This is a genomic window from Actinosynnema sp. NPDC059335, from assembly GCF_042752395.1.
In the GTDB taxonomy this organism is placed as follows: domain Bacteria; phylum Actinomycetota; class Actinomycetes; order Mycobacteriales; family Pseudonocardiaceae; genus Actinosynnema.
The window spans coordinates 23987-39007 of the sequence record NZ_JBHYXZ010000051.1; the positions used below are offsets into that span (position 1 = coordinate 23987).

The window sequence follows — 15021 nt, forward strand, 5'->3', positions numbered from 1 at the left end:
CCACGTCGGCCGCCGACGGGCCGCTCAGGGCGACGGCACGACCTTGAGGACCGAGACCGGCATCGCGTGGACGTGCGTGATCGAGCGCAGGGTCAGGTCCGCGGCCCGGAAGAGGTCGCGGAACTGGGCCTCGGTCCGCTCGTGGCCGGGCAGGACGGTCATCATCAACAGGTCCAGCGCCTTGGCCTGCTGCGGCTCGTCGCCCTCGGCCAGGACCGCGTCGAACACCAGGAGGTGGCCGCCGGGGCGCAGCGCGTCGCGGCAGTTCCGCAGGATCCGCACGCACGTCGCGTCGTCCCAGTCGTGCAGGATCCGCTTGAGCAGCACGACGTCGCCCACCGGGACGCCGGTCAGGAAGTCGCCCGCCACCGACCGCAGGCGTTCCGCCGGACCGGGCTCCGGGGCGGGGCGGCCGCCCTCCAGGACGTGGGCCAGGTCGAACAGGATGCCCCGGGCCGAGGGGTTGCGCCGCAGCACCTCCAGCAGCAGCCCGCCCCGGCCGCCGCCCACGTCGACGACGGTCGCGTCCTCCGGGATCTCGCACGCCGCCGCCACCGGCGCGTTCTCCACGCGGGAGAACGCGGCCATGCCGTCGTTGAAGCCGGCGGCCGCCTCCGGGTCCCGGGCGTAGTACTCGAACAGCGACATGCCGAAGATGCGGTCGAACGACGGCGTGGCGTCGCGCGCGCTGTCCACCACCTCGCCCGCCGAGCGCCACATCGCGGGCTCGGTCATCATCAACACGGCCTCGCGGACGGACACCGGCGAGGTCGTGCACAGCGCGGCGGCGGGCGGCGTCAGCCGGAACCGGCCCGGCTCCTGCTCGCTGAACAGGCCCCTGGTGGCCAGCAGGCGCAGCACCCGGTGGATCGCCAGCGCCGCGCACCCGGTCAGCTCGGCCAACTCCCCCACCGTCCGCGGCCCGTCCCGCAGGTGGTCGGCGAGGTTGAGCGCGGCCGCCGCCCGCAACGCGGCCGAGTGCAGGTAGCCGAAGATCTCGTCCAGGACGAAGGCCGCGGCTTCGTGCTCGCCGCCGAAGCCGCCGTCCGCACCGGTGCCGGCCATGGCGCCTCCCACTCGTGGTCGGTCCCAGGGTAGGGCGGTCGGCGGTGTCCGCCTGACGGCCGAACGCCTGGCCTGCCCGACCGGATCAGCCACGATCGGGTGAACCTGGGCCGTCCGGCGTATCACCGTCCGCGACCAGCGCACCAATGGACAGAGCCGAACCGCCGAACGGAGGTCGCCCGATGTCCGACTCCCTGGTGCTGACCGTCGACTGCGGACCCGACGGCGCGCCCGACGAAGTGGGCGAGGCCGCCGCCGGGCTGCGGCGCGAACTGCTCGAACTCGACCTCGACGTCGAACCGCTGACCGGCGGCGCCGCGCCGGCGGGCGCGAAGGGCGACCCGGTCACCGTGGGCGCGCTCGTCGTCACGCTGGCCACGTCCGGCACGCTCACCGCGCTCCTCGCGACCGTCCGGGCCTGGATCGACCGCGACGACTCGCGCTCGGTGAAGCTGCGGGTCGGCGACCGGACCCTGGACGCCCGCGGGCTGCGCCCGGACGAGCTGCGGGTGGTGCTCGATGAGTGGTCGCGGCACGAGTCCGCCGGGTGACGCGCTCCGCCGGCCGGCCGGCGGGTACCGCGGCTTGGAGGCCATCGCCGGCCCGGTGGCCGACCAGGGCGGCGCCGAGGTCGCGGTGCGGTTCCGGCCGGTCGTCACCGGGCCGCGACGGCGGTTGCTGTGCCTGCTGGTGTCGGTCGACGCGGTCGCGGTCGCGGCGTTCCTGGGCTGGCTCCTGCCCGTCACGACGTCCGGCGGGCCGTGGCCCGGCCGCGCGTGCGCGGTGCTCGTCCTCGTCGTGGAGTCGGTCCGGGCGGTGCAGGCGGCGGCGATGTGGGTGTTCTGCCTGGCCGCCCGCGATCCCGTGCCGATGAGCCCCCCGCCGGGGCTGCGGGTCGCCGTGCTCACGACGATCGTGCCCGCCAGCGAGCCGCTGGACACCGTGGTGCCGACGCTGCGCGCGATGCGCCGGCTCGCCTACGCGGGCCGCGTGGACGTGTGGGTGCTGGACGAGGGCGACGACCCGGACGTGCGCGCCGCGGCCGCCCGCCTCGGCGTCCGGCACTTCTCCCGCGCCGGCCGGCCGGAGTACAACCGGCCGTCCGGCCCCTACCGCCGGCGCACCAAGGCGGGCAACCACAACGCCTGGCGGGCCGAGCACGAGTCGGACTACGACGTCGTCGCCCAGGTCGACCCCGACCACGTGCCGGTGCGGGACTTCCTGGCCCGCTCGCTCGGGTACTTCCGCGACCCCGACGTGGCCTACGTGGTGGCGCCGCAGGTCTACGGCAACACCGCGCACGGCTTCGTGCCGCACGCGGCGGCCGCCCAGTCCTACCTGTTCAACGGCGTCGTGCAGCGCGGCGGCAACGGGCTCGGCGCGCCGCTGCTCATCGGCACCAACCACCTGTACCGGGTCCGCGCGTGGCGGCAGATCGGCGGCTACCAGGACTCGCTCACCGAGGACCACCTGACCGGCATGACGGTGGTGGCGACGACGAACCCGGCCACGGGCCGACGGTGGAAGGGCGTCTACACGCCGGACGTGCTGGCCGTCGGCGAAGGGCCGGTGAGCTGGGCCGACTACTTCAACCAGCAGCGCCGCTGGGCCTACGGGGTGTGGGACATCGCGCTGCACCACAGCCCGCGGCTGATGCCCCGGCTGGCGCCGCGGCAACGCCTGGCGTACGCGCTGATGCAGTCGTTCTACCCCGGCGCGGCCGCGTGCTGGTTGTGCGGCAACGCGGCGACCTGGCTGTGCCTGCTGCCGGGGCCGGCGGTGGCGTGTGGCCGGTGCTGTGGGGCGGCACCGTGCTCGCCTGGCTCGCGTTGTTCCGGTGGCTGCGCCGGTTCAACCTGGCCGAGCACGAGCGGCGCGAGTCCGGCCTGTCCGGGTTGGCGATCTCCGCGATGTCCGGGCCGGTGTACGTCGCGGCGGCGGCCGCCGCGGTCGCCAACCGGGCGTTGCGCTACCAGGTGACCGGCAAGGGCGACCTGGTCAGCCGGGACCGGCCGCGCACCTTCGTCCCGCACCTGGCCTGGGCCGCGTCGGCGCTGGTCGCGCTGGCCGGCGGTCTGGTGACGGCCGGCGCCGACCGCGCCGCGCCGGCGTGCTGGCTGTCGGTCACGCTCGCCGCGAGCGCCGCCCCGCCGCTGATCGCCCTGTGGTCGCGGCGCCGTCACGGGCGGAAGGCGAAGACGTGCCCGGAACCGTGCTCGCCGTCGTTGTAGCCGCCGACCACGTACACCACGCCGTCCAGCACCGCCGCGCCGACGCCGGCCCGCGCCTCGGGCAGCCGCGGCAGGTCCGGCTTCGCCGCGCCGCGCCAGCACGCCGTCCGGTCGCTGAACCCGTCGGGCGCGTACCCCGCGACGACGCACGGCCCGACCCCCGGCCACCACACGCCACCGGGCGCCTCCACCGCCGGGACCGGGTAGCCCAGCGACCGGGTGCGGCCGCCGGCCACCTCGTCCACCGCGCCGTAGAGCGATCCCGCGTCGCGATCGCGCCCGCCGACGAACCAGACCGTGCCGTTCGAGTCGGTCACGGCGGCCAGCTTCTCCCGGGCCACCTGCAACGGGGGCAGGTCGTGCCACGCGTCCTGCTGCAACGCCCACACGGTCGCGGTCGCCTGCTGGTCCGGGGCCACACCCCCGGCGAACACCACCCGGGCCCCGTCCCACGCCGCCGCGCCGGCCGTGCGCGGACCGGGCAGCGGCCGGTCGGGCGTCCACTGGCCATCCGGCCGGTCCAGGCGCCACACCTCGGCCACCGCGCCGACCTGCGCCCAGCCGCCGAGCAGGAAGAGCCGCGACCCGTCGCTGACCAGCGCCGCGTGGCTCAGCGGCACGGGCAGGCGGGGACCGGAGGACCACGTGCCCGAGCGCGGGTCGTACACCTGCACCGCGTCGAGCTTGTGCCGGTCCTCGTCCGGGGAGATCCCGCCGGCCACCCAGATCCCGCCCAGGTGGGCGGTCACCGCGGCGGCCTCCACCGGGGCGGGCAGGTCCGCCACCCGGGTCCACTGCGGCGTGGGCGACGGCCGTGACACCACCACCCCGAGGACGAGCAGCAGCACGAGCGCCGCCGCGCCGGCCGCCCACCGCCACCTCGACCGGGCCCACCGCCGCCACCGCCCGGTCCGGCCGCCCGGCGGCTCGACCGGGACGAGCGCGGGTCCGGGCCGGGGCGTTCCGGGGTCGGGGTCCAGGCTCGTGCCGGCCCCGGCGCGGGGGTCGCGGGCGAGGTAGATGCTGCCGTGCAGGCTCGCGAACATGCCCGGCGTCTGCGTGCCGGTCGTGTGCTCCTGGACCGAGTCGTAGACGTACTCGTAGAGGTCGTGGACCGACACCCGGCCGTCGCCGTCGCGGTCGGCCGCGCCGGTGCGCAGGCCGCGCACCACCGCGGCGGTGAACACGGACGGCGCGGCGGCGTCCAGGGAGAGCTGTTCGCCCTCGAACGCGTACTCCATCGCGTTCGACGCGGTGAGCACGGCCCGGCCGTGCCCGTCGAAGCGCTCGCGGACGTGCACGTCGTAGGTGGACTTGCTGCCGAGCCGGGTGAACGCGCCGCTGTAGCAGCAGTCCAGCAGCAGGACGATCCGGCGGGACCGGCTGCGGTTCATCTGCTCGTTCACGAACTGCGCCGACACGCCCGTGGCGGCCAGCCGGTGCAGCTTCGTGTTGCGCACGGCGAAGTACAACCGCCCGTCGGGGTCCTTCACCCCGTGGCAGGACAGGTAGAGCAGCAGCAGGTCGTCCCGGCGGCGGTCGGCGAAGAAGCCCTCGACCTCCTCGGCCACCACGGCGGCCGGCTCGTCGAACAGCGTGCTCACCTGGAAGTCGCCGATCCGCTCGTCGCGCAGCACGGAGGCCAGCAGCTCCGCGTCCGCCGCCGGGGCGCGCAGCGCGCGCAACTTCGCGTCCTCGTACGCGCCGTTGGCCACGACGAGCGCGAGCCTCGCGCCCGGCACCGCCGTCACCCCGCCCCGGCACGGCCGCCGGCGACCGCGCTCGACTCGCCGGGGACGTCGTTCGGCCCACCGGGGACTTCGCTCGGCCTGCCGGGGACCGCGCTCGACCCATCGGTGACGTCGCTCGGCCCGTCGGGGACCGCGCTCGGCCCGCCGGTGGCGTCGTTCGGCGGCGGGTCGGCCGAGCGGCGCGCCCGGAGTCGCAGCAGCGCCACGGCCATCCCGGCTCCCGCTGGTTCGCGCCGCGCTACGGAGAGCGGTCCACGGGTGCGGACACCGCACACGATAGGACGAGCCGGCCACCCCGGGCGGCGGTTATCACCCGATGGTGTGACCCTGCGGGACCTGCGGACGGACGCCTCCGGCCAACGCCGGTCACACGTCGCCACCCCAGGCCGTACTGCGGGCGGCCTCTCCCGAATGCCGGCGCGGGTCAAACGATGGGCTCTGGCGGCGGTCGCGCCCCTGCTCGCGGTGCTCGCCCCGCTTCTGGGCGCGCTGGCGGCTTCGGCCGCGAGCGGCTTCCACGTCGGCAACGGGCGGTTGTACGACGCCAACGGCAACGTTCCACCTCGCCCCGAGCGGGTGACAGCACCGACAATGCGCTACTGAACCGCTTCAGCGGACACCGGAGCGCTTGACCGCCCGCCGGGAACCGCGTCGGAGCCGGTAATCGCGGCACGACGGCTTTTCGTCGCAATCGCGGAATCCGGTGGGAGCACTGCGGAAGAACGCGATTACCGCACCGTTCCCGACCGGTTCACGACCCCGGTTAGCCTCGCGTGGTCCGCACGAATCCCATTCCGCGTTGCCCACCGGAAGTGACGAGGGACAGCCCATGACCACACCCCCGATCGAATTGGCCGAACCGACGATGCTCGGCTGGTTGACCGATTACCACCTGGACGCCGAATACGTCCGGTCGAGCGGCAACACGCTGTTCGCGAGGCAGGCAGACGGCACGGAGCGGCCGGTGCTCGACTTCGCGGGCGGGTACGGCTCGGTGTTGCTGGGGCACAACCACCCGGAACTGGTCGCGCTCGCCCGCGAGTTGTTCGAACAGGGCACGCCGATCCACGCCCAGTTCTCCCGCCACCCCTACGCGAACGACCTGACGCACCGGCTGAACGCGATCCTGCACCGCGAGTTCGGCGTCACGGAGCCGTACTACGCGGTATTCGCCAACAGCGGCGCGGAGGCGATCGAAGCCGCCGTGAAGCACGCCGAGTTGGACCGCGTCCTCAAGGTGAAAGCCGCCGTGGAGGCGGTCGAGTCGGCGCTGGACCGGGCCCGCACCGCGGTCGCCGGCGGCACGGCGGTCGCCGAGGACGCCTACCGCGCGCTCGGCGTGCCGCAGGGCGACGTCGAGGCCCTGTTCGCGGAGGTGAGCCGGGTCAACGGCGAGCTGGCGGCGCGGCAGCCGGTGTTCCTGAGCCTGGAGAGCGGGTTCCACGGCAAGCTGGTCGGCAGCGTGCAGCTCACGCACAACCCGGGCTACCGCACGCCGTTCGGCGCGCTGGCCCGGCCGTCCCGGTTCGTGCCGTTCAACGAGCCCGGCGCGGTGCGCAAGATCCTCGACCAGGAGCGGGTGCACCTGCACGAGCTGGTCGCCGCGGACGGCGAGGTGCGGTTGGCCGGGCGCGAGCTGCCGGTGGTGACGGCGTTCCTGCTGGAGCCCATCCAGGGCGAGGGCGGCATCCAGGAGGTGAGCGCCGAGTTCGCCGCGGAGATCGCGGCCGCGTGCGCCGAGGCGGGCGTGCCGGTGGTGGTGGACGAGGTCCAGAGCGGCATGGGCCGGACCGGGTCGTTCTTCGCCAGCGCGCAGATCGGGCTGCGCGGCGACTACTACGCGTTGTCCAAGAGCCTGGGCGGCGGCGTGGCCAAGGCGGCGGTGATGCTGGTCCGGGAGGAGTTCTACCGGGGCGAGTTCGAGCTGGTGCACAGCTCCACGTTCGCCAAGGACAGCTTCTCGACCACGATCGCGGGCAAGGTGCTCGACCTGCTGGAGGCCGACGGCGGCCGCGCGTACCGCCTGGCGGCCGAGCTGGGCGGCAAGCTGACCGCGATGCTGGAGTCGATCCGGGCGGACCACCCGGACCTCGTCAAGGAGGTCCGCGGCCGGGGCCTGATGCTGGGCCTGGAGTTCTACGACCAGAGCGCGTCGCCCTCGCCCGCGGTCGCCGGGCAGGCCGCCGCCGGGATGCTCGGCTACGCCATCGCCGGCTACCTGCTGCGGGAGCACGCGATCCGCACGTTCCCCACCGCGAGCGCCACGAACACGCTGCGGTTCGAGCCGTCGCTCCAGCTCACCGACGAGGAGATCACGCGGTTGGAGACCGGCCTGCGGGCCGCGGTGGAGGTTCTGCGCGACCCGTCCGGTCGTCTGGTCTGAGGGGGGTTCACCGATGGATGCCGAGGAAGCGCTGGGGTTGGTGCGGGAGTTCGTCCGCGACGAGCTGCTGGGCGAGCGCCCCGAGCTGGACGTGCTGGGCGACATGCCGTTGCCCCTGTACGAGAGGTTCGCCAAGACCGGGCTGATGAACTGGTGGCTGTCGCCCGAGCTGGGCGGCCACGGGATCGGCCTGGAGCACGGCGTCGACATCGTGTCCGAGCTGGCCTACGGCGACGCCGGCGTGGCGTTCACGCTGTTCATCTCCATCATGGCGACGAACATGGTGTGGCTGTACGGCTCGGACGAGCTGAAGAAGCGCTACCTGGAGCCGCTGGCGGCGGCCGGCGGGTTCGGCGCGACGCTGGGCAGCGAGGAGGCCGCGGGCAGCGAGCTGGGCCGCACGGCCACGGTCGCCGTCCGCGAGGGCGCGGAACTCGTGCTCAACGGCGAGAAGTACTTCTCCACCAACACCGCGTTCGCGGACTTCCTGGTGGTGGTGGCGAAGTCGGCGGACAACCCGTCCGGCCACGCCGCGATCGTCGTGCCGAGGGACGCCCCCGGGGTGCGGATCGTGAAGCGGTGGGACGTGCTCGGGCTGCGGGCGTCGGGCACCTACCAGGTCGCGCTGGACGGCGTGCGGGTGCCGGTGTCGCACGCGCTCACCGGGCCGGGCCTGCGGATCCTGGAGGTGGGGCTGAACGCGAGCCGCGTGCTCATCGCCACGACCGCGGTCGGCGTGGCCCGGCGGATCCGCGACCTGGCCGTCGACTACGCCCGGACCAAGGAGCTGCGCGGCTCGACGTTGCTGAACAACGCCGTGTTCGCGGCCAAGGCGGGGCAGATGGAGATGGCGATCGGCGTCATGCGCAACCAGTGCGCGGCGGCCGGGCGCGACTTCGACGCCATCGCGGCGCTGCCCTCGCCCGGCGCGGAGTTCCTGCGCCAGGGCGCGTTGAAGTCGGCCCTGACGGCGAAGATGTTCACCGGCCAGGCCGGGTGGCAGGTGGCGACGGTGGGGTCGGAGCTGTTCGGCGGGCTCGGGTACACCGGCGACTCGCCGATCGGCAAGCTGGTGCGCGACATGCGTTACGTGTCGATCGTGGAGGGCGGCGACGACGTCCTGCGCGAGCTGATGTTCAACCGGTACGTGCTGCCCGAGGGCAAGCGGATCTGACGCCGCGCCGGGGCCGTCGCGCGACGGCCCCGGCCGGGGCCGCACCTGCCGCGCGAACGGACACCCCGCACCGCAACCACGGCGGTGCGGGGTGTTCTCCCGTCGGTGCCCGGGGGTGTGGTCGCTACTGGCGGGGGCTGTCGGCGTCCGCGCGCGGGAAGTAGCCGGCGCCGGCGAAGAACTCGACGTACTTGGCGAACAGGTCGGCGCCCATCGGCGGGCACTCGATGCCGCTGCCCCGCAGCGCCGCCTCGATGTCGGAGACGTCGAAGTCGGGGTACGCGCCCTCCCCCGCCGCCGCGATCGCCTCGAACGCGTCGAGCAGCGGTTGCAGGGCGTTGTCCCGGTCGGCCCGCACCCGGTCGCGCCACTGCGGCCAGTCCAGCTCCCGCAGGTCGTACCCGGCGTCCCGCAGGTGGGCGATCATCTCCCGGTAGCGGATCGGGTTCGGGTTGGACACGTGGAACGTGCGGCCGGCCGCCTCGGGCCGGGTGGCGAGGTGCGTGACGGCGGCGCTGGCGTAGTCGACCGGCACCAGGTGGAACCGCCCGGCCAGGCCCGCCGGCACCGCGCGGCCCTGGAGGATCCCCTTGAGGCTGAGCCACAGGAAGTCCTTGGTCTGGCAGGCGCCGTTGACCTGGTCGCCGGACACCACGTCCACGCGGTAGACCGACACCGGCAGACCGCGGTCGCGGGCCAGGTCGATCATCTTCTCGGCCACCCACTTGGTCTGCCGGTAGCCGTTGGACAGCAGCTCCGGCGGGCCGGGGACGTCGTCGACCCTCAGCGGCACGCCCGGCTCCACCGGCTGGTCGAACACGCCGGTGGAGGACAGGAAGTGCACCGGCACCGTCCGGTGGGCGGCGGCCAGGCGCAGCACCTCCTCGGTGCCCGTCACGTTGGCCGCCTTCAGCGCCGCGTACGGCTGGAGCCAGTTCACCGTCGCGCCCGCGTGGTACACCACGTCCACCGACCGGGACAGCGCGTCGAAGACCTCCTCGGCCAGGCCGAGCCGGGGCCGGGCGAGGTCGCCCGCGTGGACGACGACGCGGGACAGGTCCACCTCGCCGTCCAGCCGGTACCAGCGCAGGTTGTCGGCGATCCGCGCCAGGCCGTCGGCCGGGTCGGCGGCGCGCACGACGCAGTGCACCCGGGCCGCGGTGGTGCGCAGCACGTCGCGCAGCAGGAACGCGCCGAGGAAGCCGGTCGCCCCGGTCAGCAGCACCTCGCGCGGGTCGGCGGCGTGGGTCAGCACCTCGGCGGCCGGCCGGACGTCGTCGGCGAGGCGCACCTCGGCGGCGAAGTCGACCTCGGCCCGGACCGGCGCCTCGGCCGACGGCGCCAGCAGGTCGCTCAGGTGCTCGGCCACGGCGTGCGGCGAGGGGTGGTCGAACACGAGCGTGGCGGGCAGCGGCGTGCCGATCGCGGCGATGAGCCGGTTGCGCAGCTCCACCGAGGTCAGCGAGTCGAAGCCCAGCTCGGTGAACGGCCGGGTCGGCTCGGGCGGCGACGACGTGCCGAGGACGGCGGCGACCTCGGCGCCGACGCGGTCCAGCAGCAGGTCGTACCGCTCGTCCGGGGCCAGTGCGGCGAGCTGCTCGGCGGGCGGCACGGCCGGGGTGGCGTTGTTGCCCGCCCGGCGCCGCGCCGGCGTGCGGACGAGGTCGGCGAACAGGGCGGGCACCCGGCCGGAGGCGCGCATCGCCGCGACGTCGAGCGGTGTCGCGACCACGGCGGGCAGCCCGGTGGCCAGCGCGGCGTCGAGCAGGTGCGGGCCGTCGGCCGCGGTGATGGCGCGGAAGCCGCTGCGCGCGATGCGCGCCAGGTCCACCTCGGACAGACCGCTGCCCATGCCCGTGGGCATCGACCACAGGCCCCACGCGATCGACGTGGACGGGTGGCCGTTGGCGACGCGGAAGTGCGCGACGGCGTCGAGGAACGTGTTGGCCGCGGCGTAGTTCGCCTGACCCGGCCCGCCGACGGTGGCCGCGATGGACGAGAAGTGGACGTGGTGCGCGTCGGGGACCAGGCGGTGCAGGTGCCACGCCGTGGTGACCTTCGGCCGCAGCACGGCGTCGAGCCGCTCGGGGGTCAGCGTGGGGAACGCGGTGTCGTCCAGCACGCCCGCGGTGTGCAGGACCACCGACACCGGCGCGGCGGCCCGGGCCAGGATGCCCGCCAGGACGGCCTCGTCGGTCACGTCGCCGCCGACGATGTCCACGCTCGCGCCCGCGGCGACCAGGTCCGCGCGCAACTCCTCCGCGCCGGGCGCGGCCGCGCCGCGGCGGCTGACCAGCAGCAGCCGGCGCGCGCCGCGGTCGACCAGGTGCCGGGCGAACAACCCGCCCAGGGTGCCCGTGCCGCCGGTGACGAGCACCGTGCCGTCGAGGTCGGCGAGGTCGCCGCCCAGGGGGCCGCGCCACGTCGTCGCGCCCGGCGGCACCGGTTTGGCGACGCGCGCCAGGCGCGGCACGCGCGCGTCCAGCCCCAGGGCGACCTGCGGTTCGCCGGACGCGAGGGCGGCGGCCACACCGGCCGGGTTCGGGTGGGCGGGGTCGAGGTCCACCAGGGTGATCCGGTCGGGGTTCTCCGACTGCGCGGAGCGCAGCAGGCCCCACACCGCCGCGGCGTGCGGCGCGGTCCGGCCGTGGGCCGGGGTGGCGCCCGAGGTCAGCACCACCAGGCGGGCGCCGGACAGGCGCTGGTCGTCCAGCCACCGCTGGGTCAGCTCCAGCGCGGCCCGGGTGTCGGCGAACACGCGGTCGACCACCTCGTCGTCCGCCGCGCCGGTCAGGAACGGCACCACGACCGCGTCCGCGCCGACGGCGTCGGACAGGTCCGCCGCCCGCCGCGCGCCGGGCAGCTCGGGCGTGCCGCGCCCGACGTCGAGCACGGCGAGCGAGGTGAGCGGCGGTTCGGGCAGGTCGACCCGCTCCCACACCACGTCGAACAACGCGCCCGCCGAGCGGTCCAGCACGCCTCGCTCCGGTTCCCGCAGCACCACCTCGTCCGCGGTCGCCACGACGTTGCCGGACAGGTCGGCCAACCACAGCGCGAGCACGTCGCCCGCCCGGGCGGCGCGCGCGACGACCGCCGTCGCGCCCACCGCGTGCAGCCGGAAGCCCTTCCAGCCCGACGCCACCAGGCCGCCCGACACCGCCCGCACGGCGGCGTCCAGCAACTGCGGGTGCAGCCCGTAGGAGGCGGCCGTCGACGGGTCGGGCAGCTCGACGGTGACCTCCGGCCCGTCGACCTCGACCGCGGCCGGCCACCGCTCGGGGCTCACCGCGCCGCGCGCCACCAGCTCCCAGGGCGCGCCGGAGCCGTGCGGCCGGGTGTGCACCTCCAGCGCCCGCGCGCCGTCGGCGCCCGCCGCGCCCAGCGCCAGCTGGACGACCACCGCGCCGTCGGCGGGCCACACCACCGGCGCGAGGGCGGTCAGGGAGTCGAGCCGGGCGCAGCCGACCTCGTCCCCGGCCCGCACGGCGAGTTCGACCAGGGCCGAGCCGGGCAGCTCGGCCACCCCGTCCACCACGTGCTCGGCGAGCCACGGGTGGTCGCGCACCGCCACCCGGCCCGTGACCAGCACCCCGTCGGACCCGGCGAGCGGGACCGCCGCGCCGACCAGCGGGTGCTCCGCCGGCGTGAGCCCCGCGGCGGCCAGGTCGGGTCCGGCGGCGGCGTCGCGGGTCAGCCAGAACCGCTCGCGCTGGAACGCGTAGGTCGGCAGGTCGACCAGCGGCGCGGCGCCGCCGAGGAACGCGGCCCAGTCCACCCCGACGCCGCGGGTGTGCAGGCGGCCCACCGCGGCGACGACGGTGTGCGCCTCGTCCCGGTCGCGGCGCATCGTCGGCACGGCCGCCGACGCGTCCACCACGGTCCCGACCAGGCCGCTGAGCACGGCGTCCGGCCCGAGTTCCAGGTACGTCGTCACGTCGAGGTCGCGCAGCGCGCGCACGCCGTCGGCGAACCGCACGGTCCGCGACACGTGCGCGACCCAGTAGTCCGGGTCCCGCAGCTCGCGGCCGGCCAGCGCGCCGGTCACCGTGGACACGATCGGGATCGTCGCCTCCCGGTACTCCAGCGTGGCGGCGACGCGCGCGAACTCCTCCGCCATCGGTGCCATCAGCGGCGAGTGGAACGCGTGGCTCACCGACAGCCGCTTGGTCTTCAGCCCGCGCCCGGCCAGCACGGCCGCGATCCCGTCGACCGCCTCGGCCGCGCCGGACAGCACCACCGACGACGGCCCGTTGACCGCCGCGATGCCCACCTCGGGGACCAGCAGCGGGAGGACGTCCTCCTCCCCCGCCTCGACCGCCACCATCGCGCCGCCCCCGGGCAACGCCTGCATCAGCCGTGCCCGCGCGCCGACCAGGGCGGCGGCGTCGGCCAGCGACAGCACGCCGGCCACGTGCGCGGCGGCGATCTCGCCGATCGAGTGGCCGGCCAGGAAGTCCGGGCGGACGCCCCACGACTCCAGCAGCCGGAACAACGCGACCTCGACCGCGAACAACGCCGGCTGCGCGTACCCGGTGCGCCGCAGCAGGTCGGCGTCGGAGCCCGACACCACGTCACGGATCGGCACGTCCAGGTGCGGCCGCAGGTGCGCCTCCACGTCGGCCAGGGCCGAGGCGAAGACCGGGAACGCGGCGGCGGCCCGCACGCCCATGCCGAGGCGCTGCGCGCCCTGGCCGGTGAACAGGAACGCCGTCTTCCCGCCGACCGGCGACCCGTGCAGGACCGACGGGTGGGACGTGCCGTCGGCGATCGCGCGCAGGCCGTCCTCCGGGTCGCCGAGCACGACCGCGCGGTGCGACAGGGCCGCCCGGGTCAGGGCCGCGGACCGGGCCACCGACGCCGGCTCGACCGACGGGTGCTCCGCCAGCCACTCCAGCAGCCGGGTCGCCTGGGCCCGCAGCGCCTGCGGGGACCGCGCCGACAGCGGCAGGGGCAGCGGGGACGGCAGCGCCGGCGGCGGCTCGGCGGCGGGCTCCGCCGCGACCTCGGGCGCCTGCTCCAGGATGACGTGCGCGTTGGTGCCGCTGACCCCGAACGCGGACACCGCCGCGCGGCGCGGCTGGTCGCCGGTGGACGGCCACGGCCGCTGCTCGGTCAGCAGCGACACCGAACCCGCCGACCAGTCGACGGCGGGCGTCGGCCCGTCCACGTGCAGGGTCTTCGGCAGCACGCCGTGCCGGATCGCGAGCACCGCCTTCATCACCCCGGCGATGCCCGCCGCCGCCACGGTGTGCCCGATGTTGGACTTCAGCGACCCCAGCCACGCGGGCCGGTCGGCGGGCCGGTTCTGCCCGTAGGTGGCCAGCAGGGCCTGCGCCTCGATCGGGTCGCCGAGCCGGGTGCCGGTGCCGTGCGCCTCGATCAGGTCGACGTCGGTGGCCGCGAGCCGGGCGTTCGCCAGGGCGGCCCGGATCACCCGCTGCTGCGACGGTCCGTTCGGCGCGGTCAGCCCGTTGGACGCGCCGTCCTGGTTCACCGCGCTGCCCCGCACGACCGCGAGCACCCGGTGGCCGTTCTTGCGCGCCTCGGACAGCAGCTCCAGCACCACCACGCCGACGCCCTCGGACCAGGTGGTCCCGTCGGCCGCCGCGGCGAACGACTTGCACCGGCCGTCCGCGGCCAGGCCGCGCTGGCGGGAGAAGTCCACGAACGCGGACGGGTTGCCGTAGACCGTGCTGCCGCCGACCAGCGCCAGCGTGGACTCGCCCTGCCGCAGCGACTGCATCGCCAGGTGCAGCGCGACCAGCGACGACGAGCACGCCGTGTCCACGCTCACCGCAGGCCCCTCCAGCCCGAGCGCGTACGCGAGCCGGCCGGAGGCGACGCTGGTCAGGCCGCCGGTGGTCAGGTAGCCCTCCAGCTCCCGCGGTCCCCACAGGTCCAGGTAGCTCTGCGCCACGACCCCGGCGAACACGCCGGTCTTGCTGCCCTTCAGGGCCGTGGGGTCGATGTGCGCGCGTTCCAGCGCCTCCCACGCGACCTCCAGCAGGACCCGCTGCTGCGGGTCCATCGCGGTCGCCTCGCGCGGGCTGATGCCGAAGAACTCGGCGTCGAAGCGGGTCGCGTCGTCGATGAACCCGCTGTGCTTGGAGTACGACTTGCCGGGCAGCCCCGGTTCCGGGTCGTAGATGCCCTCGACGTCCCAGCCGCGGTCCTCGGGGAACGGCGTGATGGCGTCGTGCCCGCCGGACACCAGCCGCCACAGGTCCTCCGGCGAGGACACCCCGCCGGGCAGCCGGCAGGCCATCGCGACGATCGCGACCGGCTCGTCGCGGCCGGACTCCAGCTCCGCGAGCCGTCGCCGCGCCTTGTGCAGGTCGGCCGTGACCCACTTCAGGTAGTCGACCAGCTTCTGTTCCTTGGACATGGGGGGTGCACCCTCCTCGGGCAGCTCGGGAC

9 protein-coding genes are annotated in these 15021 nt (G+C 75.4%); 5 read left to right on the forward strand and 4 right to left on the reverse strand.

Annotation, left to right across the window (positions count from 1 at the left end; translation table 11 throughout):
* Window positions 1-24: 24 nt before the first annotated feature.
* On the reverse strand, window positions 25-1065 hold the full coding sequence (locus tag ACFXGA_RS18055; RefSeq protein WP_378089203.1) for a methyltransferase: 1041 nt from the start codon (window positions 1063-1065) through the stop codon (window positions 25-27).
* 182 nt (window positions 1066-1247) lie between these two features.
* On the opposite strand from ACFXGA_RS18055, the gene ACFXGA_RS18060 reads away from it, so the two are divergent.
* From ACFXGA_RS18060 to ACFXGA_RS18070, 3 genes are read left to right on the forward strand one after another with little or no spacing between them, the layout of a single operon-like run.
* A complete protein-coding gene (locus ACFXGA_RS18060) occupies window positions 1248-1616 on the forward strand; it encodes a hypothetical protein (RefSeq protein WP_378089205.1) in 369 nt (122 codons plus the stop codon).
* The gene (locus ACFXGA_RS18065) at window positions 1585-3045 is read left to right on the forward strand and encodes a glycosyltransferase family 2 protein (protein ID WP_378089207.1); all 1461 of its coding nucleotides are present in this window, start codon (window positions 1585-1587) and stop codon (window positions 3043-3045) included. The genes ACFXGA_RS18060 and ACFXGA_RS18065 overlap by 32 nt, the downstream gene beginning before the upstream one ends.
* On the forward strand, window positions 2976-3296 hold the full coding sequence (locus tag ACFXGA_RS18070; protein ID WP_378089209.1) for a hypothetical protein: 321 nt from the start codon (window positions 2976-2978) through the stop codon (window positions 3294-3296). The genes ACFXGA_RS18065 and ACFXGA_RS18070 overlap by 70 nt, the downstream gene beginning before the upstream one ends.
* Here ACFXGA_RS18070 and ACFXGA_RS18075 read toward each other — a convergent pair.
* Window positions 3245-5038: a caspase family protein gene (locus tag ACFXGA_RS18075; protein WP_378089211.1), complete on the reverse strand. Its 1794-nt coding sequence runs from the start codon at window positions 5036-5038 to the stop codon at window positions 3245-3247. The genes ACFXGA_RS18070 and ACFXGA_RS18075 overlap by 52 nt on opposite strands.
* 5 nt (window positions 5039-5043) lie before the next feature.
* Complete coding sequence (locus ACFXGA_RS18080; RefSeq protein WP_378089213.1) at window positions 5044-5259, reverse strand: hypothetical protein; 216 nt, start codon at window positions 5257-5259, stop codon at window positions 5044-5046.
* Between the two features lie 617 nt (window positions 5260-5876).
* On the opposite strand from ACFXGA_RS18080, the gene ACFXGA_RS18085 reads away from it, so the two are divergent.
* Complete coding sequence (locus tag ACFXGA_RS18085; RefSeq protein WP_378089215.1) at window positions 5877-7430, forward strand: aspartate aminotransferase family protein; 1554 nt, start codon at window positions 5877-5879, stop codon at window positions 7428-7430.
* A gap of 13 nt (window positions 7431-7443) precedes the next feature.
* Window positions 7444-8604, forward strand: coding sequence for an acyl-CoA dehydrogenase family protein (locus ACFXGA_RS18090; RefSeq protein WP_378089217.1), 1161 nt, complete (start codon window positions 7444-7446; stop codon window positions 8602-8604).
* Between the two features lie 124 nt (window positions 8605-8728).
* Here the strand turns inward: ACFXGA_RS18090 and ACFXGA_RS18095 are convergent, their stop codons facing one another.
* Entirely contained in the window at window positions 8729-14989 is a 6261-nt protein-coding gene (locus ACFXGA_RS18095; RefSeq protein WP_378089219.1) for a type I polyketide synthase, read from the reverse strand.
* Window positions 14990-15021 lie beyond the last annotated feature (32 nt).

Bases quoted from the DNA above. Each gene is read 5' to 3' on its own strand.
- ACFXGA_RS18055 (WP_378089203.1), bottom strand. From the start codon at position 1,065: ATGGCCGGCACCGGTGCGGACGGCGGCTTCGGCGGCGAGCACGAAGCC.
- ACFXGA_RS18060 (WP_378089205.1), top strand. From the start codon at position 1,248: ATGTCCGACTCCCTGGTGCTGACCGTCGACTGCGGACCCGACGGCGCG.
- ACFXGA_RS18065 (WP_378089207.1), top strand. From the start codon at position 1,585: ATGAGTGGTCGCGGCACGAGTCCGCCGGGTGACGCGCTCCGCCGGCCG.
- ACFXGA_RS18070 (WP_378089209.1), top strand. From the start codon at position 2,976: ATGTCCGGGCCGGTGTACGTCGCGGCGGCGGCCGCCGCGGTCGCCAAC.
- ACFXGA_RS18080 (WP_378089213.1), bottom strand. From the start codon at position 5,259: ATGGCCGTGGCGCTGCTGCGACTCCGGGCGCGCCGCTCGGCCGACCCG.
- ACFXGA_RS18085 (WP_378089215.1), top strand. From the start codon at position 5,877: ATGACCACACCCCCGATCGAATTGGCCGAACCGACGATGCTCGGCTGG.
- ACFXGA_RS18090 (WP_378089217.1), top strand. From the start codon at position 7,444: ATGGATGCCGAGGAAGCGCTGGGGTTGGTGCGGGAGTTCGTCCGCGAC.
- ACFXGA_RS18095 (WP_378089219.1), bottom strand. From the start codon at position 14,989: ATGTCCAAGGAACAGAAGCTGGTCGACTACCTGAAGTGGGTCACGGCC.